Genomic DNA, 26625 nt, shown 5'->3' with positions numbered 1-26625 from the left:
TATGAGCAGGTCAGATTCAGCGTAGAACACAGTTCCAATAGTAGCTCCCTGGCTGCAACCAATATTCCGGTCGCACGCTCTGGCTCCAGGAATCATCGCCACCCACCCCCATATGAAAACCATCGAGACAGAGGTGCAGGCCTCCCTGCGTCACCAGATCGGTCTGATGGCGCGCCAGGGTCAACTGCTGCTGACTGTAGCGACTGACGCTGAAGTGGAACTGCCCTTCGACCGTCAGGTCCCCCAGCAACAGTTGGCGCGTCTCACAACGCAGTCCGTTGTCGGTCGGGAACACATAAGGGGTGTGCAGAGCCGTCAGAGGCAACTGCCAGCGACCGAGATCTGCGCCAAGCAGGCGATCCGGATAGTTCTCATGGGGGCCGCGGCCCAGCCAGCTCACCTCATTGAACTCATGGTTCACTCCTTCATCCAGCCAGAGCCTGGTACCGATGCGGGGCAGCGATGGCATGTCTGCGGCGACCTCCACCCTGATGGTGAGTCCCATGGCACCATCGGCGCCAAAGCTGTGCTGCCAGCGGGTCGATAGCTTGAGCGCCTCGTTGACGAAGTAACCGTGAGTGACCACCACACAGCCCTGATGAGCATTGACCTCCAACCCGAGACAGCGATGCTGCAGATGGTTGAGCCCTGCCCTTTCCCAACGGGCAATCCAGGCGTCGGGATCGGCGTGATCCGCTTCGCTGGTGCCTATGTCGTTGTCCAACGGCGCGCGATAGAAGTGATCGGCAATGGCCTCCCGCAGCCGCTCGCGGCCATGTTTCTGCCAACTGCGGATGCGGCCGCTGCTTTTGTCCAGTTGCCACTCGCAGCCAGCCGCGCAGACAAGCCAGTGATCCGACTGCTCGCTTATCGCGGCGGGTTTAAACGCCGCCGGAATCGCCATGGGCGTTGGCAGCATAAATTGCTGGTGCGCCACCTCATGCTCCGGCTCGGCCCAGGCCGTAGCTGCGGGTTGCACTATGGCCAGCTCCAGCCAGGCGAGGGAGCCTGCCGCAAAGGCTGGCAGCGTATCCAGCAAGGTCAGCGCCATACTGGCCCGAGGCGCGAGTGTGAGTGGGCATTCCCCCTGCAGCACGACAACGCCGTTCTCGCACAGTCGCCAGCGCAGCAATTCGTTATCCGTGGTACGGAACAGGTATTCACTGTCGATCCCCACCACCAGGGGATGCTGGCTCAGCAATGTCAGCTCGAAAAATTGCTGGGCCCGCTTTGCCTCGAACAGGGCGGGATGGGGCGTCCTGTCCGGAAACAGCAGGCCGTTGCAGCAGAACTGGCGATCGTTGGGCTGGTCGCCGAAGTCACCGCCGTAAGCCCAATAGTGGCGGCCATCACCGGTCTGCTTGTCGAGCCCCTGATCCACCCAATCCCACACGAAGCCGCCCTGCAACCTGGGATGATCGCGAAACGCCTGCCAGTAGTGGGCAAAGCCCCCCAGACTGTTGCCCATGGCATGGGCGTATTCACACAGGATGAGTGGCCGGGTCTCGCCCGGCAGGCCGATCCACTTGGCCAGCGCCCACTTGGGCACGGCCGGGAAGGGTTGATCCTGATGGGTACGGGCATACATGGGGCAGATGATGTCGGTAGCGGCCGTGTCTGCCCCGCCCCCTTCGTACTGGACCGGACGACTCGGATCACTGCGCTTGAGCCAGCCATACATGGCGTCGTGGGCAGGGCCATAGCCGGATTCGTTGCCCAGTGACCAGATGATGATGGAGGGGTGGTTGAAGTCGCGCGCCACCATGCGGGTGACCCGCTCCAGAAACGCACCACTCCAGGCGGGATCCTGCGCCAGCCGCCCCATGGGCACCATGCCGTGAGTCTCCAGGTTCGCCTCGTCCACCACGTAGAGACCGAGCCGATCGCACAGGCGATACAAGTCAGGATGATTGGGGTAATGGGAACAGCGCACCGCGTTGAAGTTGTGTTGTTTCATCAACCGCAGATCCTGCTCCATGGCGGCAGGGGTCACCACATGCCCCAGGGCTGCGTCGTGCTCGTGGCGGTTGGCGCCGCGAATGAGCAGAGGCTGGCCATTGACCCGCAGCAGACCGTCACGGATCTCCACCGCCCGGAAGCCCACGTCATGGGCCTCGCTCTCGATGGGCTCGCCCTGTTCATCCAGCAGGGTCAGGGTCAGTCGATAAAGGTAGGGCGTCTCGGCGCTCCACTTGTGCGGCGTCGCTACCTCCAGCCATAGCTCGGCCCTGTCTGTGTAAGCGCCCTTCTCGTCGATGGCGCCTGTGCCCAGCGGCTGGCGCCGGTCGGCGATCAGCGTCTCACTGAAATAGAGCTTGGCCTCCACCGCCAGCCCAGTGCCCTCATTGACTTGCAACTCCACCTTGAGGCGAGCATCCCGATAGCAGGCATCCAGCACGGGTGTCAGCCGCACATCCATCAGATGGCGCTCGGGTTTGTGCAGCAGGCTGACGGAACGGAAGATGCCGCTCATGCGCCACATGTCCTGATCTTCCAGATAGGAGCCATCAGACCAGCGCAGCACCAGCACCGCCAACCGGTTGCAACCGACATTGAGGCATGGACTCAGATCGAATTCGGCAGGCAGCCGGCTGTCCTGGGAATAACCGATCCAGCGGCCGTTGCAGAACAGGTAGAAGGCGCTGTCCACCCCGTCGAAGATGATGCGAGTCTGGCCGCTGGCCAGCCAGTCGGCGGGCAACTCGAACTCGCGGGAGTAACAGCCGGTCGGATTGTCTGCCGGTACCCGGGGCGGATCACAGGGGAAGGGATACTTGATATTGGTGTAGATGGGGCCGTCAGTGGCGGGACGCGACGCCGGATAGGCGGCATCCAGCTGCCAGTTGCCGGGCACAGAGATGGCACAGGCATCCGCCAGATCCTGCTCTAGCCACTGCTCCGGCACGAACTCCGGTGCCTCGAAGAAGGAGAAACGCCATTCGCCATCCAGCAGCAACCGTGACGGTGAGGCGAGAGCGGCACGGGCATCCGCCTCGCTGCGCCAGCTGAACAAGGGGGTATGAGCCGCCAGACGATTCACCGATGTAATCGCCTGGGTCTGCCAATCCTGACGGGCCACTATCTCCCTGAGCATCTTTTTCTCTCCCTGCATCGACGCTGAAAACCTATGCAGTGTAGGGGAGTTTTGCCTGGGGATCGGCGATCTTGCTCACACAGATGTAAACGATTACACCAATTGTGTTAAGTAAAGCAGGGTAAAAAATCGCTAAATGAAGGTAAAAATGAGCGCAGCCGGATCGCCCACCTGAAAAAGGGCGATCCGGGACAGGAAACTGACGGAAACAGGAGGGATCAGGCTCGAACGGGTGCCACAGAGTGACGATTGATAAGCGTCGGGGTGTAAATGCGGCTCTGCACAGCGTCACTTTCACCCGCCGCCAGCTGCAACGCCAGCTTGGCTGCCTGGGCCGCCATCAGTTCGATGGGATAACGCATGGTGGAAAGCTTGGGCCTCAGGTATCGGGCGTAGATGATGTCATCGAAGCCCACCACCGAGACCTCCTCAGGCACCTTGAGGCCGTTGTCAGCCAGCACTGAGATGGCCCCCGCCGCCATGGCATCGTTGTAGGCAACCACGGCCGTGATGGGCTGCCCTTTGGCCAGCAGGTTGAGCATGGCGCGCTCCCCCCCCTCCTCGTTGGGCATGCCGCTCTCGACCAGCTCGGGATCGGCGCGCAGCCCAGCCTCGGTCAGCGCATCCTGGTAACCCTGCAACCGCAAGGTAGCATCCTCGATGGCGTGGTCCGAGCTGAGAAAAGCGATATGCCGGTGGCCCAGCTCCAGCAGATGCCGGGTCGCAGTGGCGGCCCCCTGTCGATTATTGAGAGCGATGCAGCGCCCCTTCAAGGCAGGAATGTCGCGATTGATCAGCACCATGCCGGGCACCCGCAGGGCATAATCGATCAACTCCTCGTCACTCAACGCCTTGCTGTGTACCACCAGCGCCTCGCACCGCTTGCCGATCAGCAAATCGATGGACTCGCGCTCTTGCTGCGCCCTGTGAAAACCATTACCCATCAGCAGGTGCAATCCCTGCTCCACTGCCACCGCAGCAACCCCCTTGATCAGGGCACCGAAGAAGGGATCTGCCACGTCACCCACCAGCACGCCCATGGTGTCACAGGTCTTGCTGACCAGTGCTCGGGCGTTGGCGTTGGGGGTATAGCCCAACTCGGCCATGGCTTTTTGTACCACCTCGCGAGAAGCGGCACTGGCCTTGGGTGAGTTGTTCATCACCCGTGAAACCGTTGCCACAGATACATTGGCCAAACGGGCGACATCCTTGATGGTACTCATGCTGTTTTCACTTATTTCACAGTTCAAGACGTAGCCATTATACCGGGCATCATCAGTGATGACAGGGGAAAAAGCCAAGTCGTGTAATTTATAACCACCCACACGAGTGTAATCGTTTACATGCTTTTGTTAAGCAGTTCACAGTTTGCTCGTCAGGGGCTCGGCTAAACTCCTTCACAGGCTTTTTTCAGCATGGAGAAGAGGATGAAAGTACTGGTCACCGGCGGCTGCGGCTATATTGGCAGCCACACCTGCCTGGCCCTGCAGACCGCGGGGATGGAGCCTGTGGTGGTGGATAATCTTTGCAACAGCAAGGTGGGCGTGCTGGCCCGCATCGCCGCCATCAGCGGGTGTGCCCCCCTCTTCTATCAGGGGGACATACGTGACCCGGCACTGCTGGATCGCATCTTCGCCGAACAGCAGATAGAGGCAGTGATCCATTTTGCCGCCCTCAAGGCGGTCGGTGAATCGACCCGCCTTCCCCTCGAATACTATGAAAACAACCTCGCTGGCACCCTCACCCTGCTGCAGGCGATGAAACGCGCGGGGGTCAACAGCCTGGTCTTCAGCTCCTCGGCCACCGTCTATGGTGATCCGGCCAGCACGCCCATCCGGGAAGACTTCCCCCGCAGCGCCACCAATCCCTATGGTCGATCAAAACTGATCATCGAAGAGATCCTCGAGGATCTGCACCGGGCCGAACCGCACTGGAGTATGACGCTGCTGCGCTACTTCAACCCGGTCGGGGCCCACGAGTCCGGCACCATGGGGGAGGATCCCCAGGGTATCCCCAACAATCTGATGCCCTTTCTGACCCAGGTCGCCATCGGTCGTCGTGACTGTCTCTCCGTCTTTGGAAACGATTACCCCACCATAGATGGCACTGGCGTGCGCGATTACATCCATGTGATGGATGTCGCCGAGGGGCATGTCAAAGCGCTGCAGCATTGCGCCCGTCAGGGCGGCGTACATATCTACAACCTGGGCACGGGTCAGGGCCAGAGCGTGCTGCAGATGGTCGCGGCATTCGAAGCCGCGTCCGGTCAACCGCTACCCTGCCGCATCGAACCAAGACGCCCTGGCGACATCGCCGAGTGCTGGGCCGACCCGGGCAAAGCAGAACGCGAGCTGAACTGGCGCGCCAGCCGTGACCTCGCAACCATGTGCGCCGACAGCTGGCGCTGGCAGTCCAGAAATCCACGGGGATACGAGGCGTAAGCATGCACAGCGCCGCTCGCCCTCTCTTCCAGGCCCCGTTGGCGGCCACCCCATCCATTTCATCAGGTAATGAGGAGTGATGATGTTCAACCCGGTTGATCACCCCCACCGTCGTTTCAACCCGCTGACCGGTCAATATGTGCTGGTCTCCCCCCACAGGGCCAAGCGCCCCTGGCAGGGTCAGGTCGAGAAGGTCAGTCAAGCGCCGAGCCAGTCCCACGATCCGGATTGCTTCCTCTGTGCGGGCAACCAGCGCGTCACCGGCGACAAGAACCCGGACTATCAGGGCACCTTCGTCTTCACCAACGACTTCGCCGCCCTGATGCAAGACACACCGGCCACCCGCGGCGACCAGGATCCCCTGCTGAAACTGGAAGCCGCCCGCGGCACCAGCCGGGTCATCTGCTTCTCGCCGGATCACGGCAAGACACTGCCCGAGCTGCCGCTGCCCGCCATAGAGGCAGTGATCACCACCTGGATGGAACAGGTGGCCGAGCTGTCGAGCCAGTGGCAATGGGTGCAGGTGTTTGAAAACAAGGGCGCCGTCATGGGCTGCTCCAACCCCCATCCCCATGGCCAGCTCTGGGGCAGCGACTTTCTGCCCAACGAGATCGCCCGCGAAGAGCAACACCAGCGCAACTGGCTGGCCGAGCACGGCCGCCCGCTGCTGGTCGAATATGTGGAGCGGGAGCTGGCGGATCGCACCCGCATCGTAGTGGAAACCGCACACTGGCTGGCAGTCGTTCCTTTCTGGGCCGCCTGGCCGTTCGAAACCCTGCTGCTGCCCAAGACCCATGTGCCCTCCCTGCTCGGCCTCACCCCCGAGCTGCAGCAGGATCTGGCGGTGGCGCTCAAGGAGCTCACCAGCCGTTACGACAATCTGTTCGAGTGCAGCTTTCCCTACTCCATGGGCTGGCACTTCGCCCCGCCCTATTCAGACTGCCCCGAGGCCTGGCAACTGCACGCCCACTTCTATCCGCCGCTGCTGCGCTCCGCCACAGTGCGCAAATTTATGGTGGGCTTCGAGATGCTGGCAGAGACCCAGCGCGATCTGACGCCGGAACAAGCAGCAGAACGACTTCGCGCACTCAGTCCAATCCACTACAAACACACCAGCCAAGTCAATGAGGAGGCCCTATGACCCCCAGCCAACGCGTCAGCGCCGTTTTTGTCGAGCAGTTCGAACAGCAACCTGACCTGCTGGTGCGCGCCCCCGGCCGCGTCAATCTCATCGGCGAGCACACCGACTATAACGACGGCTTCGTACTGCCCTGCGCCATCGACTACGAAACCTGTGTCGCCATCGGTCTGCGCAGCGACAGTCAGGTGCAGGTGATCGCCGCCGATTACGACAACCAGCGCGACCTGTTCGACCTGCACCAGCCCATAGAGCACCACCCCAGCCAACGTTGGAGCGACTATGTACGCGGTGTGGTGAAGTACCTGCAGGAGCGCGGCCAGGCCTTGCACGGTCTCAATCTGGTGGTATCGGGCAACGTGCCGCAGGGGGCAGGTCTTTCATCGTCCGCCTCGCTGGAAGTGGCCATAGGCCAGGCTTTCAAGGAGGCGCTGGGGCTTCACATCAGCCAGGCCGAGATTGCCCTCAACGGTCAGCAGGCGGAGAACCAGTTCGTCGGTTGCAACTGCGGCATCATGGATCAAATGATCTCCGCTAGCGGCAAGCAGGATCACGCCCTGCTGCTCGACTGCCGCTCGCTCGAAACCCGCCTTATTCCCATGCCATCCGACCTGGCGGTGCTGATCGTCAACTCCAACGTGCGCCGCGGTCTGGTGGACAGCGAGTACAACACCCGCCGCCAGCAGTGTGAAACCGCCGCCCGCCACTACGGGGTCAAGGCACTGCGGGATCTGGACTTGGCTGCACTGGAAGCAGGCAAAGCCGGACTGGATGAGGTCTGTTACCGCCGCGCCCGCCATGTGGTGGGCGACAACACCCGTACTCTGGCCGCTGCCGATGCGCTGGAGTCCGGCGACCTGGTACGCCTCGGCCAACTGATGGCCGAGTCCCACGCCGCCATGCGCGATGACTTCGAAATCACAGTGCCCCCCATCGACGGTCTGGTGGAGATCATAAAAACCAAGCTTGGCCGCGAAGGCGGTGTGCGGATGACGGGTGGCGGCTTCGGTGGCTGCGTGGTTGCCCTGCTCCGCCCGGCGCAGGTCGCCGAGGTGATTGCCGCCGTCGACGCCGAGTACCCGGCCCGCTTCGGCATCAAGGCCGACAGCTATGTCTGCCGCGCCAGTGCAGGAGCGGGCAAGCTATGACAGCCTTCACTCCGCATGACGGTATGCACCCGATCATCACGACTGACAGCCATGTCTGCCGTACCCATACAAGCACAGGAGCGGGCAAGCTATGACAGCATTCACACCCCATGACGGTATGCACCCGATCATCACGACTGACAGTCCTGTCTGCCGTACCCATACAGGCACAGGGGCAGGCAAGCCATGACACCATTCGAGCTGGAAAATGAAGAAGGGCTGCGCCTGCGCGGCCTCGATTTTGGCGCCACCCTCACCTCCCTCACCCTGCCGGTGGCAGGCTCAAGGCGTGAAGTGCTGCTGGGCTGCGCCGATGAAGCCTATCCCGCGCAACAGGTGTGGCTGGGCGCCGTCGCAGGCCGTTTTGCCAACCGTATCGGCGGGGCAGAGCTGGTGCGTGATGGCCAGCACTGGGCTCTGGATGCCAATCAACCGCCTCACTGCCTGCACGGTGGACAGGAGGGGTTTCATCACAGGATCTGGCAGATCAAGGAACAGGAGTCGGATCGGGTCAAACTCGTCCTGCTGTCAAAGGCAGGGGATCAGGGCTTTCCCGGCAACTTGCGGGTGACGATGGAATATCGACTGGAACAGTACGACCTGGTGGTGGAGTTCAGAGCCAGCACAGATGCCCCTACTCCGGTCAGCCTCACCAGCCACGCCTATTTCAATCTGGATGGGGGCAGCAAGGGCGGCGATGTGCGCGACCATGCCATCAGTCTCAATGCCGACTACTTCCTGCCTACCGACGGCAGCGGCCTGCCGCTGACCATTGTGCCAGTGGAAGGTCCCTTCGATCTGCGGGTTGCACGTCCCATAGGCCTGGATTGGCTGAGCCACCCCCAGCAACGGCAGGCCAAGGGGTACGATCACGCTTTTCTCCTCAATGGTCCTGAACAGGGGCGAGCAGCGCAGGTGGTGTCGGGGGATAAACAGCTGACGATGGAGGTCTATACCAACCAGCCTTCGTTGCAGTTCTACACCGGCAACTGGCTGGCCAACACGCCGAACCGCAGCGGTCAGCCCCATCAGGATTACGACGGCTTTTGCCTTGAAGCGCAGCAGCTGCCGGACAGTCCCAACCGGCCAGCGCTCGGTGATCCCTGGCTGCTGCCGGGCCAGCACTATCGTCACCAGACCCGTTACCGTTTTATCCCCGCAGACTAAAACAGGTGCTGGTGGCGTCATTCTCCCGACCGCCCCTCTGTCAGGGGAGGAACCGGCTGACACCCCCTCTGTCAGGGAAGCGCTTTGTGTGCGCCCTTTCTTCTGGCAAGGGTGGGAGCTTTGGCCAACGACACCGGGCATGACAGCACACTGACAGTTATCGAGCCGATTCAGGAGTCTTTATGGATGACAACTACCTGGCCGCCCCCGACCGTTACCAGCGCCAACCCTATCGATCCGTCGGCCGCCACGGCCTGCGCCTGCCCAGCATAGGGCTGGGGCTGTGGCACAACTTCGGCGAGGGCAGCGATCCCGCCAGGGTGAAGGCCATGGTGCATCAGGCATTCGATCTGGGCATCACCCACTTCGATCTGGCCAACAACTACGGGCCGCCCCCCGGCTCCGCCGAGACCACCTTCGGCGGCGTGCTCAAACGCAGTCTGGCTCCTTACAGAGACGAGCTGATCATCGCCAGCAAGGCGGGTTATGTGATGTGGGACGGCCCCTACGGCGATGGCGGCAGCGCCAAGTATCTGTTTGCCAGCCTGCACCAGAGCCTGCGCCGGCTCGGACTCGACTACCTGGACATCTTCTATCACCACAGGCCGGATCCCCGCACCCCTCTGGAAGAAACCTGCCAGGCACTGGCGCTCATGGTGCGTCAGGGCAAGGCGCTCTATGTCGGTCTTTCCAACTATCCGGCCGAACTGGCCGCCCGGGCGGCGAGCCGGCTGGCCGAACTCGGGACTCCCTGCCTGGTCAATCAGCTCAAATACTCCCTGTTCCAGCGGGAAATAGAGGCCGAAACCCTGCCGGTCTGCCGCGAGCAAGGCGTGGGAGTGGTGGCCTTTTCGCCACTGGCTGGCGGCCTGCTCAGCGACCGTTATCTGGCGGGCATACCGGCGGATTCCCGTGCCGCCAGCGGTAGCCCCTTTCTCAAGCCGGAACAGATCACTCCGGACACGCTGGCCAGGATCCGGGCCCTGCACACCCTGGCGCAGCAGCGAGGACAGGATCTGTCACAACTGGCGCTGCAGTGGGTGCTGCGCGATCCCGTGGTGAGCTGCGCCCTGATTGGCGCCAGCAGCCCCGAGCAGATAGTGAACGCTGTCTATGCCCTCGCCTTACCCCCGCTGGATGAGCCGTTGCAACGGCAGATAGAGACGACCCTGGCCTGACCCTTTCCCGCCGCCTCCCTTGCAAGGGGGAGGAGCCACTGCTGCATCGGCGTGGACAAGAGGGACGTGACGACGGCACCTTCCCCGAGAGACGGGCCCCCTCCCCTGGCAAGGGAGGAGCAGGATGGGATCTGGCAACCCTGTATGACGACAGCCCCTCACAGCGCCCCAATATTTTCTGGTTGCCTGCCCGGTTTTCCTCCATCATTGGCCACCCCGACCCAGCTCGGGGTTGACCTTATCCGGACCAATCAACCAAGAGATCTGAACCATGACAGAGTCTTACGCCCTGTTTGTCGCCTTTGTGCTGGGCATAGTAGAGGGCCTGACCGAGTTTCTGCCCGTTTCCTCGACCGGCCACATGATCATCGTCGGCCACCTGCTGGGCTTCGAAGGGCCCAAGGCCGCCACCTTCGAAGTGGTGATCCAGATGGGCTCCATTCTCGCTGTCGTGGCCGTCTTCTGGCGCCGCCTGTTTGGCTTGATTGGCATCCACTTTGGCCAGAAACCACCTCAGGATCACGCCACCCTCTCCCTGGTGCACATCATCCTCGGCATGCTGCCCGCCGTGATCATCGGCTTGGGGATTCACAGCTGGATCAAGGCCAACCTGTTCGGACCGGAAACCGTGATGTACGCCCTGGTTGCCGGCGGCATCTTGCTGATCATCGCCGAGAAGTTTCGTCCGGCGGTACGCTCCGAGACCCTGGATGACATCAGCTACAAGCAGGCGTTCGGCATAGGTCTGTTCCAGTGTCTGGCGCTCTGGCCCGGTTTCTCCCGCTCCGGTGCCACCATCAGCGGCGGCATGCTGATGGGGATCAGCCGTCAGGCAGCAGCCGAGTTTTCCTTCATTCTGGCGGTGCCCATGATGGTGGCGGCAAGCGGGCTGGATCTCTACAAGAGCCGCGACCTCCTCTCCATGGCCGACTTTCCCATGTTTGCGGTGGGGTTCATCACTGCCTTCGTGGTCGCCATGATTGCCATCAAGACCTTCCTGGCGCTGATCCGTCGCCTCGACTTCATCCCGTTCGCCATCTACCGCTTCATCGTGGCCTTCGCCGTCTACCTGGTGTTTGTTGCCTGATGACAGGCAAATAGCCGAATGAAAAAGGGACCTTTCGGTCCCTTTTTCTATTGCTGCCCCACCTCAATAGAGACGATGGGTGATGCCGTTGAGCAGCCGCGACAGTCCCTTGGTGAACTGGACCGGCGCATCCTGCACCGTGTAGCAGAGGCAACCATCCGGTGTATGCGGGCTGTGGGCATGGCTGGCATCGCGCCAGATGAAGTCCCCCGCCTGATAGCAGGTGTCACCATCCTGCATGTTGCCCGCCAGCAACAGGGTCAGCTCATAGCCCTGATGGGTGTGCTCGGGGATACGACCACCGGCCTCGATGTGAAGCAGACTGGCGCGGGCCCCCATCTCGTCCAGCGGCAAACTGTGTTGGCGAATGGCACCGATATGGCGCCACTTGGGGGCATGGTGACGGGCAAGTGCCCGGGGCAGGCGGTATGAATGGCCGGCTACCTGCAATTCGGGGGTAGACGGCGCCGGTTGGCCGAGCTCGGCCTGGCTGGTCACTGGCTGCTGCAATATGCCGGCCAGTACGGCGTCGAGTACCGCTGGCATGGGCTCGCTCACCTCGACTGGCTGCTCGGTCGGCTCCAGATACTGGCGAGCCAGTTCCTCTTCGCAGGCTCGCAGACTGGCAGCACACTCGGGGCAGAGCTCACAATGGGCAGAGACACCGACGGCCAGCGGCAGGGGCAGCTCGTCGGCAGCGAAGGCGCGCAACATGGCGTGAGTCGGATGGGTTTTAATCATGGCCTTGCTCCACTTGCTCTTTCAATTTCTGTAATGCCAGTCTGAGGCGAGATTTGATGGTGCCAAGGGGCACGCCGAGTCGCTCCGCCAGCTCCTGCTGGGAGAACTCCTGCAGATAGATGCCGCGCACCACCTGCTGTTGCGGTTCCGGCAGGGTGGCAAGATAGTGCGCCATCTGACGGGTCAGCACCGCATCCTCACCACCGCTCAGATGCTCCTCTTCCGCTCTGAACTCCAGCATGGGCCACAACTCCTCGGCGCAGAGATCCTCCTTGCTGGCGCGGCGGCGGCGCAGCATGTCGAAGCTCTGGTTGCGCATGACGGTGTAGATCCAGGTGGTTGGTGCCCCCTTCTCGGGATGGTAGAGACGAGCCTTCTGCCACACCAGCAGCATGGTCTCCTGTACCAGTTCCATGGCGTTGGCCTCGCTGCCGAGGTGACGCAGGCCGTAGCTGCGAATGCGCGGCGCAAAGTGATTGAACAGAGTGGCAAACGCGGCCTTGTCGGCATGTTCGGCCACCCGGATGAGAAGAGACTTCAGATCGCCATCTGGATTGTCCATGGGGGGCGATATCCTGCGCAGAGTCGATTGGGGTTGGCCAGTATATGCCATTGCGCCATACCTTGAATGTTGTGGTCATCACCATTACGCCTGACGCGGAAAAAGGATCACCCCTGGGTCGCACATTCGCGCTCAATGAGTGGCAACCAGCAGGCCGCTCAGCAGGGAAAGCGCGGGCAGGTTGTTCTCCGCCGCCAGCAGCCACTGCTTCTGCTCCACGGGAATGGGCAACACCTCCAGCCAGCGCTGGGCCACCCAGCTGGCATCATCCCAGTCGGGGTTGTGGTAGAGCGCCGCATACTCCGGGTAGTCGTTGAACACCTCCTGCAATGCACTGACCAGGGAGTGCTGGTCGGCATTGAGTCGTCCTGTCTGCCAGAGCGGCAGCAGTTCCACCTCGCCGACTCTCAGCCCGTCGGACTCCTGCCACAGATCGACGATCCTGACCCGTTCCATGCCGAGCACTGTAATGCCCAGCAGACCGTCCGGCAGTTGATCGAAATCGACTATTCGCACCCGGGTAGCGATGGGGTACATGTTGCGCAGCGCATCGGGCTGACGGGGGTCGAGCATGCAGAGCACAAAGCCCTGATCTCCCGCCTCGGCGATCATGCGCTGGTATCTGGGCTCGAAGATGCGCAGCGGCATGATGCCACCGGGCAGCAGGTGAGCCGAGAGGGGAAACAGCGCCAGTTTCATCAGGTTATTCCTCTGTTGGAGATGCTTCTTGATACGACGGCCGCACCAGAGCAGATCATTGAGTGCCAGTTGGAATAGAAAAACCCTTAACAATCAGGGGAAAATAGCCTGGACAACCCGATTCGATATGCAGTAGAAATGGATAAGCACCGCTTATCCCAGTGAATATTCTGGATAGTGGTAGCAAATGCAGTGAAATATCCGCCCGACCAACTCTGGCGGGCCGTCCCTATAGTTTTCTCGGGCCGATGCGGGTAAAATTCACGCCCTTATATATCAGTCATTTTTCGACGCGCAACCTTGGTGGTCAGTTATGAAAGAGCATATTCATCATCTACTTGAACAAACGGTAGCCAATCTCAAGTCAGCAGGCGTCTTGCCGGCGGACCTGGAAGCCCGGGTGCAAGTAGACCGATGCAAGGAGAAGGCTCACGGTGACCTGGCCACCAACCTGGCCATGCTGCTGGCCAAACCGGCCCGCAAGAATCCCCGTGAGCTGGCCGCTGCCATCATTGAAAACCTGCCCGCCTCGGATCTGATCGCCAAGGTCGAGATCGCCGGTCCCGGCTTCATCAACTTCTTCTTCGACCAGCGCTGGCTGGCCGGCCAGGTCGAGGCCATGGTGACCAGCGCCAACGCCAACGTGAAGCTGCCGACGCCGCAGACCGTGGTGGTGGACTACTCGGCGCCGAACGTCGCCAAAGAGATGGCCGTGCACCACATCCGCTCTACCGTGCTCGGTGATGTGGCCGCTCGTGCTCTGGAGTTCCTCGGCCATAACGTTGTGCGCGCCAACCACATTGGTGACTGGGGTACCCAGTTCGGCATGCTGATCGCCTATCTGGAGAAGATGGCCAACGAGCACGCCAGCGACATGGCGCTCAAGGATCTGGAAGCCTTCTACACCCAGGCCAAGCGTTGCTACGACGAAGACGAAGCCTTCGCCGAGCGTGCGCGCAACTACGTGGTCAAGCTGCAAGGTGGCGATGAGTACTGCCGCACCATGTGGAAGAAGCTGGTCGACATGACCATGGAACAGAACCAGATCAACTACGACCGCCTGAATGTCTCCCTGACCAACAAGGACATCATGGGCGAGTCCATGTACAACGACATGCTGCCCCAAATCGTCACCGACCTGAAAGCCAAAGGGCTGGCAGTCGAGAGCGAAGGCGCCACCGTTGTCTTCCTGGACGAATTCAAGAACAAGGATGGCGAGCCCATGGGCGTCATCATCCAGAAGAGCGATGGAGGTTTCCTCTACACCACCACCGACATCGCCTGCGCCAAATACCGTTATGAAACCCTGGGCGCCGACCGGGTCATGTATTTCATCGACTCCCGTCAGCACCAGCATCTGATGCAGGCCTGGACCATCACCCGCAAGGCGGGCTATGTACCGGAATCCGTGCCCCTCGAGCACCACGCCTTCGGCATGATGCTGGGCAAGGATGGCCGTCCCTACAAGACCCGTTCCGGTGGTACCGTCAAGCTGGTTGACCTGCTCAATGAAGCGGAAGAGCGCGCCGCCGCCCTGCTGGAGAGCCGCAACAGCGACCTCTCTGCAGAAGAGAAGGCCAACGTGGTCAACGCCATCGCCATGGGCGCGGTCAAGTATGCGGATCTCTCCAAGAACCGCACCACAGACTACATCTTCGACTGGGACATGATGCTGTCGTTTGAAGGCAACACTGCGCCATACCTGCAGTATGCCTACACCCGCATCCAGTCCATCTTCCGCAAAGCCAACATCGATGCCAGCACGCTTATTGGCAACGTGACCCTGAACGAAGAGGCGGAAGAGGTGCTGGCCCAGAAGCTGATCCAGTTCTCCGACGCGGTCAACGGCGTTGCCGACAAAGGCATGCCGCACCTGCTCTGTACCTATCTGTATGAGCTGTCAGGCAACTTCATGACCTTCTACGAAGCCTGTCCGATCAACAAGGATGGCGTCGATGAAGCCACCCGCCAGAGCCGCCTGCTGCTGTGCGCCGCCACTGCCAAGGTCCTGAAACTGGGTCTGGGCGTGCTGGGCATTCATACCCTGGAGCGCATGTAATAGATGGCAACCCGGGATTACGTCGGCAACAGCCCGAGAAGACGGGCCGGTGGTCGTAACACCAAGAAAGCGGCACCTCGCCGCTTTCCTGTTATCCCGGCACTGCTGGCCGGGGCGCTGCTGGCAGGTTTCGGCGGCTTCCTTTACATGATCAATGGCAAGGGCAACGACGCCCCCACCATTGAAGAACAGGTCAAGGCCAACAAGCCCAAGACGCAGAACAATGGTCTGCCTCAGGAGAAGTGGAGCTATATCGAACGACTCGAAAACAAGCAGGTCGATGTCATAGCGCCACCTCCCCAGCCAGGCGTGTTGCCGCCACCACCGGCGGAGACGCTCACCCTGCAGCCGGAGAAACTGCCGCAGCCGGTGCCGACCGACATCCCCCAACCGGGTACGCCCATTGGTCAGGTGCAGCCCTACAAGCCGCAACCGGTTCAACCGGCCAAACCCGCCCCTGTGGCCAGCGCCCAGGAGCAGGTGATCGATCGTCAGGCGGACCGGGAGCGGATGGAGCGCGAGATCCGTGCAGAACTGGAACGTGAGCGGGCCGCTGCGCCCAAACCACAAGTTGCGGCAGCCACGGGCGACGACAGCGGACGCTACATGATGCAGTGCGCCGCCCTGCGTTCGCAGGATTCTGCCGAATCGCTCAAGGCCCGTATCGCCTTCACCGCCGGGCTCTCCTCCAGCCTGCAAGTTGTCAACGGGGCCGGTGGTGCCGTCTACAAGGTGATGGTGGGTCCGTTCAGCGGCAAGGCAGCCACAGATGCGGCCAACCGCAAGCTGCAAAGCGCTGGCATCAGCGGTTGCATCCCCAAGAAGGGGTGAACCCTGTCAGGGGAACCTTGAGAAAGGGCCGGGTCGACAGACCCGGCCCTTTCTCTTTTCTGCGCCACCAAGTCTCGATAGAGGTCGACCCGCTTCGGATACTCCCCCAGGGTTGAAAAGCCAGGCAGGCATCCCCATCTTTCTTGCCATGCACAGTCAGGCCGTTATTCGGCTCAAGCGAGGTAAGTAAAGTGACTACCATAGTTTCAGTTCGCCGCAACGGTCAGGTCGTGATCGGTGGTGATGGCCAGGTATCCCTCGGCAACACCGTCATGAAGGGCAATGCCCGCAAGGTTCATCGTCTCTATAACGGCAAGGTGCTGGCGGGTTTCGCTGGCGGTACTGCCGATGCCTTCACTCTGCTCGAACGCTTCGAAGCCAAACTGCAGGCCCATCAGGGTAATCTGGAACGCGCCGCCGTGGCGCTGGCCAAAGACTGGCGCACCGATCGCGCCCTGCGCCGCCTCGAAGCCCTGCTGGCGGTCGCTGACGAACACAAATCCTTCATCATCACCGGCAACGGTGACGTGGTGCAGCCGGAGCAGGATCTCATCGCCATCGGCTCGGGCGGCAACTTCGCCCAGTCCGCGGCCATCGCCCTGCTGGAAAACACCGAGCTGGATGCCAAAACCATAGTCGAGAAGTCCCTCAAGATTGCGGGCGACATCTGCGTCTTCACCAACGGCAACCACACCATAGAAGTGCTGGATTATTCAGCTAAATAAGCCAGCCAAGTAACCCATTTTCGAAGGGGTGGGCCCTGCCCGCCCCGGATACAGGAACGCCATCATGTCCGAGATGACCCCGAGAGAAATCGTTCACGAGCTGGACCGACACATCATTGGTCAGGCCGATGCCAAACGCGCCGTCGCCGTTGCCCTGCGCAACCGCTGGCGCCGGATGCAGCTCGGTGAAGAGATGCGCCATGAAGTGACCCCGAAAAACATCCTGATGATAGGCCCTACCGGTGTCGGCAAGACCGAGATCGCCCGTCGTCTGGCCAAGCTGGCCAACGCGCCCTTCATCAAGGTGGAAGCGACCAAGTTCACCGAGGTGGGCTATGTGGGCAAGGAAGTGGACAGCATCATCCGCGACCTGACCGATGTCGCCATCAAGCTGGTGCGCGAGACCGAGATGGAGAAGATGAAATACCGCGCCGAGGAGGCCGCCGAAGAGCGCATCCTCGACGCCCTGCTGCCCAACCCGCGCAACACCTGGGGTGAGGAAGAGAAAGCCGACAACTCCAACACCCGCCAGATCTTCCGCAAGAAACTGCGGGAAGGTCAGCTGGATGACAAGGAGATCGAACTGGAGCTCTCAGCCTCCCCGATGGGTGTCGAGATCATGACACCACCGGGCATGGAAGAGATGGCCAACCAGCTGCAGGGGCTGTTCCAGAACCTGGGCCAGAACCAGAAGAAGAAGCGCAAGATCAAGGTCAAAGAGGCCATGAAGGCGCTGATCGAAGAGGAAGCCGCTCGTCTGGTCAACCCGGAAGAGCTGAAGCAAAAAGCCATAGCAGCGGTCGAGAACAACGGCATCGTCTTCCTCGACGAAATCGACAAGATCTGCAAACGCGGCGAGAGCTCAGGCCCGGACGTTTCCCGTGAAGGGGTACAGCGCGACCTGTTGCCGCTGGTGGAAGGCTGTACCGTCAACACCAAGCACGGCATGGTCAAGACCGACCATATCCTGTTCGTCGCCTCCGGCGCCTTCCAGGTCGCCCGCCCGTCGGATCTCATCCCCGAGCTGCAGGGTCGTCTGCCGATCCGGGTCGAGCTGACCGCGCTCACCACAGATGACTTCGAGCGCATCCTGACCGAGCCGAACGCCTCCCTGACCGATCAGTACAAGGCGCTGATGGCCACCGAAGGGGTCAATATCGAGTTCACCAAGGATGGCATCCGTCGTCTGGCCGAAGCTGCCTGGCAGGTCAACGAGCGCACCGAGAACATAGGTGCCCGTCGCCTGCATACCGTGATGGAGCGACTGATGGAAGACATCTCCTTCGATGCCTCCGAGAAGTCCGGCGAGACCTTCGTGATCGACACCGACTACGTCAACGCTCACCTCGGCAAGTTGATTGAAGATGAGGACCTGAGCCGCTTTATCCTGTAAGCGAGTCTCGGCACAGCACTGACTATTCTGGACGCCTCCACTATGGAGGCGTCTTTTTTGTGTCTCATGATCCTCACACCACCGCCAGCGCCTCCTCTCGTCTGCGCCCCACCAGCCATAGCGCCAACCCTGTGAGCAGGCCGGTCAGGGCAAAGGTAACCTGAGTACCGAACACCAGATCGGTCGGCATGGCCATGCTCAGATTGTGCGTCCCCACCAGAGTGGCAAACAGGCCACCGAGCCCGGCTGCTCCCGTCAGCTGACCCAGATTGCGCGACAGGGTCAACAAGCCCGCTACTGCCCCCCGTACCTGCTCACTCGCCCCACCGACCACGGCACTGTTGTTGGCGGTCTGGAACAATGCATAACCGGCCGTCAGCAGCAGTATGGGCAACAGATAGCCGAGCGGACCATATCCCGCCGTCAGGGTTGCCAGTCCAAGGGCTGCTATGACCATGACAGCCAACCCCAGCCGAACGACCCATAGCACGCCAAACCTGTCCACCAGCCAGCCGGCAGGCATACCCGTCAAGGCGGCCAGCAGGGGTCCCCCCGAGATCATGAGCCCGACCGTCGCCATATCGAGGTCAAACACGCCGCGCAGGTAGAAGGGGCCGATCAGCAGTGTCACCACCATGACGCTGGCCACCAGGGCACTGGCGAGCAAGCCGCCCCTGAGCCTGGGTTCGGCCAACAGCACCAGTGGCAACAGGGGAGATGGGTCGAGGCGCTCGCGGCGAATGAACAGTGCAGTGACAAGCAGAGCCCCCGCCCACAACCCCAGCGCCAAAGTCCCTCCCGAGGTCAGCGCCAGCCCGTAGCAGAGCAGCGCCATCACCAGCATCGACAGACTCGCCAGGTTCACCCTCTCTCTTTGTGGCAAAGCGCCCTCAGGTGGCAGACCCAGCATGCCGGCACCCAGTGCCAGCAGGCTGACGGGCACCAGCAACAGAAAGGGAGCCTGCCAGCCAAACGCACCGATCAACAGGCCGCCGAACGAAGGGCCAAGGGCTGTGCCGCAGGCCGACAGGGTACCGAGCAGTCCCATGCTCCAGCCACGCCGCTCTGGTGGCACCAGCTGCCCCACTATGGCGAGCGCCAGAGAGAGCATGCAGGCAGCACCGGCTCCCTGCAGGACGCGCGCCGCAATCAGCCAACCTATGGTGGGAGCCAGGGCGCACAGCAGGGACGCCAATGCAAACAACGCCATGCCCCAAAGCAGTAAACGCCGCCGGCCAAACCTGTCCCCAAGCCTGCCAGCCACCACTGTCAGGCAGGTGATCCCCAGCAGATAGGCCACCAGTACCCATTGCACACTGGCAAAGGGGACGGCAAACACCTGCCCCAACGCGGGCAGTACCATGTTGGCCATGCTCCCCGCCAGCATGGGCAACAGGGTGGCAAGACCGAGCGCCAGCAGGCCAGCACGGCGGGCAAAAGGCGTCGGGATTGTGATGGAATGTGACATGGGCATGACCTCCGGCGAACTATGATGCCGACAAGGCTAGTCAGAGCGTGTATCTGGCGGAAGACGCACGGCTTGCAACTTATAGCTGCACGGCACGCCATATGAAGAGCCGGATTCTCGCGTATGATGAATCCAACCGACCGCCATCAGGTTGGTCACCCCTAACACCCGGCTCGGCGAGGGCACGACCATGACCACCCCCGATTTCAATCTGCTGCTGACCCTGGATGCGCTGCTCGATGAGGGCAGCGTGGCCGGGGCGGCCAGGCGGCTGAAACTCAGCCCCTCCGCCATGAGCCGGGCACTGGCCCGCCTGCGTGACACCACTGGGGATCCGCTGCTGGTGCGCGCGGGCCGGGGGCTGGTGCCAACACCACGCGCGCTGGCCCTGCGCGAGCGGGTCAGCCAGCTGGTGCAGGAGGCCGAGGCCGTACTGCGCCCCCAGCAGGAGATAGATCCGGCCCACCTGGTGCGCACCTTTCGTCTCAGATCCAGCGACGGTTTCGTGGAGAGTGTCGGGGCGGCCCTGCTGGCGCGGCTCGCAGCCGAGGCGCCCGGGGTGCGGCTGCATTTCATGGCCAAGCCCGACAAGGAGAGTCAGCCCCTGCGCAGCGGTGAGCTGGATTTTGAAACCGGCGTGATCGGCACCAATACGGCGCCCGAGCTGCGCACCCAGGCGCTGTTTCAGGATCGCTTCGTCGCCGTGGTACGGCCGGGCCATCCACTGTGCGAGGAGCCCCTGACCGCCGCCCGCTATGCCGCCGCCCGCCATGTGCTGGTGTCGCGGCGCGGGCAGGAGCGCGGCCCCGTCGACGAGGCGCTCGCCGCCCTGAAACTGGAGCGTGCCATCGCCACCCTGGTGCCGGGGTTTGCCACTGCGCTGGCGCTGGTGCGGGGCAGCGATCTGGTAGCGACCGTGCCAGCCCTGCACTGCGCCTCCCTGCACGCCGATCTGGTGACTCTGCCCCTGCCCTTTCCCCTGCCCGGGATCACCCTGGCCCTGCTCTGGCACCCACGGCTGGACGCCGATCCGGCCCACCGCTGGTTGCGCACCGTCATCCGCGAAACCTGCGCCCAGGCACCCTATGGAGGGGACATCAGGGACAGCTGATCCCCCCGGCGGCAGGCAAATCCGCCTCCTGGCCACCCGGGGAGCACGGCGCGGCTGCCCGGGATCCCGAGGGCTCCGGCCCGCTGAACCCGCATTTTCCCTCCGTCACACAGAGCCGCGAGGCGCCGCTCACCCCTTGTTCAAAAAAAGATCGGCCCGCCCCTTCCCTCGAGTTTATACGCGCGTATAATTCAGATCAAAATCTGTGCAACAGGAGCGCTATTAGATGCACCCCACTCGTCAAAAACTGCTCGATACGGGCCTTGCGATCGCCACCGACAAGGGGCTGCGCGGCCTCACGGTGCGCGAGCTGGCGGCGGCGACCGAGGTCAATCTCGGCACCTTCGTCTATCACTTTGGCAACCGCGACGCCTTCATCGACGAGTTGGTGGAGCTCTGGTACACCCCCCTCTTTGATGAGCTCAAGGCGGTGGCTGCCCGCGGCACCTACCCCTCTGCCCTCGCAACCTTCGAGGCCACCATGGTGGCGGTGATCGCCCTGGTGGCGCGCCAGCGCAGCTTCATCAATCACCTATTTGGCGATGCCCTGTCCGGCGAGAGCGCGGCCCAGCGCTTTTTGCTGAGCCTGCCGCGCCGCCACCCCCTGCTGCTGCTCGAGCAGGTTCAGAAGGCGCAGGCGGAGGAATCCCTGGTGGCGGGTAACCCGTTGCAGCTGATGATCTTCATCATGGGCTCCGTCGGTCTGCCCCTGGTGATCGCCGGTGGCGGTCGCCAGCTCGGCTGGCTGCCTCCGGAGGCGGCGCCGTTTTTGTCCCAGATAGACAATCCCGAGGCCGCCCAGCAACGCCTGGTATGGGCCCTGCGCGGCCTGCGCCGCCCCGAAGGAGATCCCGCATGAAGCAACGCATCGCCATTCTGGCCGTGCTGCTGACCCTGCTCAGTGGCTACCTCTGGTGGCAAAGCCGCCCAGCCGACGGCTCCATCCTCTACGGCAACGTCGACATCCGCGATGTGAACCTGGCATTCAGGGTCGGCGGCAGGGTCAGCGAGGTGCTGGTCGATGAGGGGGACATCATCAAGGCGGGTCAGCCGCTGGCCCGTCTCGATCCCGTACCCCTCGCCCACGAGCGCGACAGCGCCCGCGCCAATCTGGCCGCGATTGAAGCGGCCAACGCCTTGATCCACAAGGGGTATCGCAGGGAAGAGACCGACAGGGCACGGGCCGAGCTGGCCGCCGCCGAGGCGGCCGCCCTCGAGGCAGAGCAGCAGTGGCGTCGCCAGAGTGCGCTGGCGGCGACCGGCGCCATCTCCCGTGGCCAGCTCGACAGCGCCCGCTCCCAGCGGGATCAGACCCAGGCCCAGGTGCGCTCCGCCCGCGAGCAGCTCGGCCAGCTCGAGACCGGCTATCGCCCCGAAGAAATTGCCCAGTCAGATGCCCAGCTGCAAGGGGCCAAAGCGGCGCTGGCCAGCGCCGAACTGGCACTCGCCGACGCCGTGCTGACAGCCCCGAGCGACGGCATACTCCTCACCCGCGCCATCGAGGCCGGTAGCATAGTGCAGCCGGGGGCTACCGCCTTCAACCTCTCACTGACAGCGCCGGTCTGGGTGCGCGCCTATGTGGAGGAGCCCTGGCTCGGCCACTTCCCGAGCGGTGCCAGGGTGACCCTGACCACTGACTCAAGGCCGGACAAGCCCTATCAGGGGGTGGTGGGCTTTGTCTCCCCCACCGCCGAGTTCACCCCCAAATCCGTGGAGACGCCGGATCTTCGCACCCACCTGGTCTACCGGCTGCGCATAGTGGTACAGGATCCTGACTCCGCCCTGCGCCAGGGGATGCCGGTCACCGTCAGGCTACAGCCATGAACACCGCCATCCAGCTCGCAGGGCTCACCAAGCGCTTCGGCGAACGGGTGGCTCTCAACGCCATCTCGGCCACCATTCCGACCGGCGGCATCACGGGCCTGGTGGGGCCCGACGGAGCTGGCAAGAGCACACTGCTGCGCCTGCTGGCCGGTCTGCTGGTACCGGAGACCGGGGAAATCCGGGTGCTGGGGCTGGATCCGGTGCGCGAGGGGGACGCCCTGCGTCAGCGGCTGGGCTACATGCCCCAGCAGTTCGGGCTCTACGAGGATCTCAGCGTGCAGGAGAACCTCAGCCTCTATGCTGACTTGCGCGGGGTGCTGGAGCCAGAGCGCAGCCCCACCTTTGCGCGCCTGCTCGCCTTAACCGATCTAGCCCGCTTCACCGCACGGCCGGCGGGCAAGCTGTCGGGGGGAATGAAGCAGAAGCTGGGTCTGGCCTGCGCCCTGCTCGGCACCCCGGACGTGCTGCTGCTCGACGAGCCCGGGGTCGGGGTCGATCCCATCTCCCGCCGTGCCCTCTGGAAGATGGTGCGCGAGCTGGCTCAGGGAGGCATGACGGTGCTCTGGAGCACAGCCTACCTCGATGAGGCTGAGCTGTGCGACCACGTGCTGCTGATGGCGGACGGCGAGCTGCGCACCAGCGGCACGCCAGCAGATCTCATGGGGGCCATGGCGAGCCGCTGCTGGCTGCTGGAAGCCGGAGAACTGGACGGCCGTGAGCGGCGCGCCCTGCTGCGCCGCGCCCTGGCCCACCCGGCGGTGATGGACGGCACTGTGGCGGGGGAGCGGGTGCGTCTGCTGCTGCGCCCGGGCCAGATACCACCTCCCCTGGCGGAGCTCGGCCTCTCGGAGGGTGGCTTCGTACCGACCCCTGCGCGGCTCGAAGATGCCTTTATCGATCTGCTGGGGGGAGGCCCGGGTGGAGAATCCAGCCTGGCTCAGCTGATGCGCGAGGCCAGCCTGCCCAAGGGGGTCTCCCCGGAGGCGGTGATCGAGGCCCGCCGCCTCACCAAGCGTTTCGGCGATTTCACCGCCACCGACGACGTCAGCTTCGCGGTGCGCCGGGGGGAGATCTTCGGCCTGCTCGGCCCCAACGGCGCGGGCAAGTCCACCACCTTCAAGATGGAGTGCGGCCTGCTGCGCCCAAGCAGCGGGCAGGCGCTGGTGACTGGCATCGATCTGGCCCGCAGTCCCTCGGCGGCGCGTCAGCACCTCGGCTACATGGCCCAGAAGTTCTCCCTCTACAAGCAACTCACCGTGGCCCAGAACCTGTCGTTCTTCGCCGGCATCTACGGCCTGTTCGGTCGCCAGCAGCAGACGCGCATCGACGCCATGGTGAAGGCGTTCACCCTCGGCCCTTGGCTCGGCCAGCAGACGGAATCCCTGCCCCTTGGCCTGCGCCAGCGCCTGTCCCTCGCCTGCGCCCTGCTCCACGAACCGCCGTTGCTGTTCCTCGACGAGCCTACCTCAGGGGTCGATCCGGTGACCCGGCGGGAGTTCTGGTCCCACATCAACGCCCTGGCCGATCACGGCGTGACAGTGCTGGTCACCACCCACTTCATGGACGAGGCGGAGTATTGCGACCGCATCGCCCTCATCTACCGCGGTCGCCTGCTGGCGCTCGGCACCCCGGACGAACTCAAGGCCAGTGCCGCCGGGGGGGCCACCCTCTCCTTACCAACCTCTTCATTACCAACGATGGAAGAGGCCTTCATCACGCTAGTCGAACAGGCCAGCGAGGAGGACGCATGAGCATCAACCGCCGCCGTCTGCTGGCCCTGTGCCACAAGGAGTCCCTGCAAATAGTGCGCGACCCCAGCAGCATCCTCATCGCCTTCATCATGCCTGTGGTGCTGCTGGTGGTGATGGGCTACGCCATCAACCTGGACGTGGATCACCTGCGACTCGGCATCTGGCGCACCGATGGCGGCGCACCGGCCATCCGCCTAGAACAGGCCCTGCGCGGCTCGAACGCCCTTGAGGTGCAGGGCGGTCCGAGCAAGGAGGCGCTGCTCGGCAGCCTTGAGCGCGGCGAGATCCGCGGCCTGCTGGTGATCGACGAGGGGTTCTCCCGTGCCATGGCGGGCCAGGGCGGCAGCACCCCCAGGGTCTTGCTGCTCACCGACGGCTCCGAACCCAACACGGCGAACTTCGTCACCAACTATGTGCAGGGGATCTGGCAGGGGTGGCTCGTCAGGGAGGGAGTTTCCCTGCCGGTGGCGGTGGAGAGCCGCGCCTGGTTCAACCCGGCGCTGGTGAGCCGCAACTTCCTGGTGCCCGGGTCCATCGCCGTTGTGATGACCATCATAGGCGCACTGCTCACTTCCCTGGTGGTGGCCCGGGAGTGGGAGCGCGGCACCATGGAGGCGCTGCTCGCCACCCCGGTGACCAAGACAGAGCTGCTACTCTCCAAGCTGCTGCCCTACTACGGGCTCGGCATCGCCGCCATGCTCATCTGCCTGCTCTTCTCGGTGGCTGTGATGGGGGTCCCCTGGCGCGGCTCGCTGATCGCCCTGTTCGTGCTCACCACCCTGTTTCTCGGCAGCGCCCTCGGGCTCGGGCTCTTTCTCTCCACAGTGATGCGCAGCCAGTTCAACGCCGCCCAGGCCGCACTGACGGCGGCGTTTCTGCCGGCCATGATGCTCTCGGGTTTCGTGTTCGAAATCGCCAGCATGCCGCCGCTGCTGCGAGCCATCACCCACCTGATCCCGGCCCGCTACTTCGCGAGCTCGTTGCAGACCCTCTACCAGGCGGGCAACGTGCTCTCCATCCTGCTGGTTAACGGCGTCTGCCTGTTGCTGCTGGCCGCCTTCTGGCTGGCCCTCACCGCCCGCAAGACGCGGCGCACCCTGGAGTAACCCCATGCTGATCCGACTCTGGTGGCTGATCCGAAAAGAGTTGCAAGCCCTGATGGGCAATACCCAGGGACGCTTCCTGCTGATCATGCCGGTGCTGCTGCAAACGGCACTCTTCCCCTTCGCCGCCACCCTGGAGGTGACCGGCAACACCCTGGCCATCTACGACCAGGATGGGGGGGCGCAGAGCCGGGAGCTCATCAAACGCCTCACCCACATGCCCGCCTTCACCACTGTAATGCCGGTGGCGGGCGAGGCTGGGATGACAGATGCCATCACGGGGCAGCAGGCCCTGATCGGCCTCATCATCCCGCAGGATTTCTCCCGCCGTCTGGCCAGGGGCGAACAAGCCAAGCTGCAGCTCATCATCGACGGGCGCCGCTCCAACGGGGGGCAGGTCGCGGCAGGCTACATCAATCAGGTGATCGCCCGCTGGCAGAGCGAGGGCAAGGGGCTGCCGGAGCTGGCGGTGCGCCACCTCTACAACCCCAACATCGAGTTCAGCTGGCACATACTGCCCTCCCTGGTGGCCATCATCACCACCATAGGCTGCCTCATCGTCACCGCCCTGTCGGTGGCGCGGGAGCGGGAAGAGGGCACCTTCGACCAGTTGCTGGTCTCCCCCCTCACCGCGGGCTGGATCATGGCGGGCAAGGCGGTACCCGGCATTCTGGTGGCGGTGGGCCAGGGTACCATAGTCGCGCTGGCAGCCCGCTTCCTCTATCAGGTGCCGTTTGGCGGCAGCACCACTCTGCTGATGGCGGGCATGGTCTGCTACGGCCTGGCGCTGGCGGGGATAGGGCTCTTCGTCTCGTCCTTCTGTTCGACCCAGCAGCAGGCGTTTCTCGGGGTCTTCTCCTTCATGGTGCCGGCGGTGATCCTCTCCGGCTATGTCTCCCCCATCGAGAACATGCCGCTGTTGTTCCAGTGGCTGGCGGCCGTGGATCCCCTCAGCCATTTCATCCTGCTGCTCAAGGGGGTCTTCCTCAAGGATCTCGGCTGGTCGGCGGCCTGGCCCCTGCTCTGGCCCCTGCTCGCCATCGCCGGTGTCACCCTCTCCCTGGCGCTGGCCATGTTCCGCCGCCATATCGCCTGATGACCCGGC

The 26625-nt window shown here is 63.1% G+C and carries 22 protein-coding genes; 16 read left to right on the top strand and 6 right to left on the bottom strand.

The features are described 5' to 3' along the window. Positions 1-16: 16 nt before the first annotated feature. Positions 17-3094, bottom strand: coding sequence for a beta-galactosidase (locus GWQ29_RS10505; RefSeq protein WP_275919383.1), 3078 nt, complete (start codon positions 3092-3094; stop codon positions 17-19). Between the two features lie 218 nt (positions 3095-3312). Then, the gene (locus GWQ29_RS10500; RefSeq protein ID WP_275919382.1) at positions 3313-4317 is read right to left on the bottom strand and encodes a substrate-binding domain-containing protein; all 1005 of its coding nucleotides are present in this window, start codon (positions 4315-4317) and stop codon (positions 3313-3315) included. Positions 4318-4521: 204 nt separating this feature from the next. Here GWQ29_RS10500 and galE point away from each other — a divergent pair, with 204 nt between their 5' ends. The 6 genes from galE (at position 4522) to bacA (ending at position 11253) form a co-directional block, all read left to right on the top strand. Then, positions 4522-5535, top strand: coding sequence for a UDP-glucose 4-epimerase GalE (gene galE / locus GWQ29_RS10495; protein WP_275919381.1), 1014 nt, complete (start codon positions 4522-4524; stop codon positions 5533-5535). 82 nt (positions 5536-5617) lie between these two features. Further along, the gene (locus GWQ29_RS10490) at positions 5618-6676 is read left to right on the top strand and encodes a UDP-glucose--hexose-1-phosphate uridylyltransferase (protein WP_275919380.1); all 1059 of its coding nucleotides are present in this window, start codon (positions 5618-5620) and stop codon (positions 6674-6676) included. Further along, the gene (galK, locus tag GWQ29_RS10485; protein ID WP_059168213.1) at positions 6673-7821 is read left to right on the top strand and encodes a galactokinase; all 1149 of its coding nucleotides are present in this window, start codon (positions 6673-6675) and stop codon (positions 7819-7821) included. The genes GWQ29_RS10490 and galK overlap by 4 nt, the downstream gene beginning before the upstream one ends. Before the next feature lie 186 nt (positions 7822-8007). Then, positions 8008-8988, top strand: a complete 981-nt coding sequence (galM, locus tag GWQ29_RS10480) for a galactose-1-epimerase (protein ID WP_265422522.1) — start codon at positions 8008-8010, stop codon at positions 8986-8988. Positions 8989-9170: 182 nt separating this feature from the next. Beyond that, a complete protein-coding gene (locus tag GWQ29_RS10475) occupies positions 9171-10166 on the top strand; it encodes an aldo/keto reductase (RefSeq protein WP_275919379.1) in 996 nt (331 codons plus the stop codon). Between the two features lie 271 nt (positions 10167-10437). Beyond that, a complete protein-coding gene (bacA, locus tag GWQ29_RS10470; RefSeq protein ID WP_021141140.1) occupies positions 10438-11253 on the top strand; it encodes an undecaprenyl-diphosphate phosphatase in 816 nt (271 codons plus the stop codon). 63 nt (positions 11254-11316) lie between these two features. Here the strand turns inward: bacA and GWQ29_RS10465 are convergent, their stop codons facing one another. The 3 genes from GWQ29_RS10465 to GWQ29_RS10455 all read right to left on the bottom strand — a co-directional run bounded on the left by GWQ29_RS10465 (position 11317) and on the right by GWQ29_RS10455 (position 13255). Next, positions 11317-11994 (bottom strand): ChrR family anti-sigma-E factor, encoded by a 678-nt coding sequence (locus GWQ29_RS10465; RefSeq protein ID WP_275919378.1) that lies wholly within the window; start codon positions 11992-11994, stop codon positions 11317-11319. Continuing rightward, the gene (locus tag GWQ29_RS10460) at positions 11987-12556 is read right to left on the bottom strand and encodes a sigma-70 family RNA polymerase sigma factor (RefSeq protein WP_275919377.1); all 570 of its coding nucleotides are present in this window, start codon (positions 12554-12556) and stop codon (positions 11987-11989) included. The genes GWQ29_RS10465 and GWQ29_RS10460 overlap by 8 nt, the downstream gene beginning before the upstream one ends. A gap of 132 nt (positions 12557-12688) precedes the next feature. Then, positions 12689-13255, bottom strand: a complete 567-nt coding sequence (locus GWQ29_RS10455) for an LON peptidase substrate-binding domain-containing protein (RefSeq protein ID WP_021138448.1) — start codon at positions 13253-13255, stop codon at positions 12689-12691. Positions 13256-13568: 313 nt separating this feature from the next. On the opposite strand from GWQ29_RS10455, the gene argS reads away from it, so the two are divergent. From argS to hslU, 4 genes are all read left to right on the top strand, one after another. Continuing rightward, positions 13569-15314 carry an arginine--tRNA ligase gene (argS, locus tag GWQ29_RS10450; protein WP_058395123.1) on the top strand — a complete coding sequence of 582 codons (1746 nt, stop codon included), beginning with the start codon at positions 13569-13571 and terminating at the stop codon, positions 15312-15314. Between the two features lie 3 nt (positions 15315-15317). After that, positions 15318-16145: an SPOR domain-containing protein gene (locus tag GWQ29_RS10445; RefSeq protein WP_275919376.1), complete on the top strand. Its 828-nt coding sequence runs from the start codon at positions 15318-15320 to the stop codon at positions 16143-16145. Positions 16146-16336: 191 nt separating this feature from the next. Then, on the top strand, positions 16337-16870 hold the full coding sequence (gene hslV / locus GWQ29_RS10440) for an ATP-dependent protease subunit HslV (RefSeq protein WP_005318389.1): 534 nt from the start codon (positions 16337-16339) through the stop codon (positions 16868-16870). A gap of 64 nt (positions 16871-16934) precedes the next feature. Next, the gene (hslU, locus tag GWQ29_RS10435) at positions 16935-18263 is read left to right on the top strand and encodes an HslU--HslV peptidase ATPase subunit (RefSeq protein ID WP_005318386.1); all 1329 of its coding nucleotides are present in this window, start codon (positions 16935-16937) and stop codon (positions 18261-18263) included. A gap of 73 nt (positions 18264-18336) precedes the next feature. Here the strand turns inward: hslU and GWQ29_RS10430 are convergent, their stop codons facing one another. After that, entirely contained in the window at positions 18337-19731 is a 1395-nt protein-coding gene (locus GWQ29_RS10430; RefSeq protein ID WP_275919375.1) for an MFS transporter, read from the bottom strand. 190 nt (positions 19732-19921) lie between these two features. Here GWQ29_RS10430 and GWQ29_RS10425 point away from each other — a divergent pair, with 190 nt between their 5' ends. The 6 genes from GWQ29_RS10425 (at position 19922) to GWQ29_RS10400 (ending at position 26616) form a co-directional block, all read left to right on the top strand. Next, on the top strand, positions 19922-20842 hold the full coding sequence (locus tag GWQ29_RS10425; RefSeq protein ID WP_275919374.1) for a LysR family transcriptional regulator: 921 nt from the start codon (positions 19922-19924) through the stop codon (positions 20840-20842). A gap of 226 nt (positions 20843-21068) precedes the next feature. Next, entirely contained in the window at positions 21069-21701 is a 633-nt protein-coding gene (locus tag GWQ29_RS10420; RefSeq protein ID WP_265448362.1) for a TetR/AcrR family transcriptional regulator, read from the top strand. Beyond that, the gene (gene hlyD / locus GWQ29_RS10415) at positions 21698-22666 is read left to right on the top strand and encodes a secretion protein HlyD (RefSeq protein ID WP_265448361.1); all 969 of its coding nucleotides are present in this window, start codon (positions 21698-21700) and stop codon (positions 22664-22666) included. Before GWQ29_RS10420 ends, hlyD begins: the two co-directional genes overlap by 4 nt. Next, positions 22663-24417: an ATP-binding cassette domain-containing protein gene (locus tag GWQ29_RS10410; protein WP_265448360.1), complete on the top strand. Its 1755-nt coding sequence runs from the start codon at positions 22663-22665 to the stop codon at positions 24415-24417. The genes hlyD and GWQ29_RS10410 overlap by 4 nt, the downstream gene beginning before the upstream one ends. Next, positions 24414-25523 carry an ABC transporter permease gene (locus GWQ29_RS10405; RefSeq protein ID WP_265448359.1) on the top strand — a complete coding sequence of 370 codons (1110 nt, stop codon included), beginning with the start codon at positions 24414-24416 and terminating at the stop codon, positions 25521-25523. Before GWQ29_RS10410 ends, GWQ29_RS10405 begins: the two co-directional genes overlap by 4 nt. Positions 25524-25527: 4 nt before the next feature. Beyond that, positions 25528-26616, top strand: a complete 1089-nt coding sequence (locus GWQ29_RS10400; RefSeq protein ID WP_275919373.1) for an ABC transporter permease — start codon at positions 25528-25530, stop codon at positions 26614-26616. The last annotated feature ends 9 nt before the right edge of the window (positions 26617-26625 follow it).

The organism is Aeromonas sp. 2HA2 (genome assembly GCF_029237345.1).
GTDB lineage: Bacteria > Pseudomonadota > Gammaproteobacteria > Enterobacterales > Aeromonadaceae > Aeromonas > Aeromonas salmonicida.
This window is presented reverse-complemented; position numbering and strand designations above follow the sequence as displayed.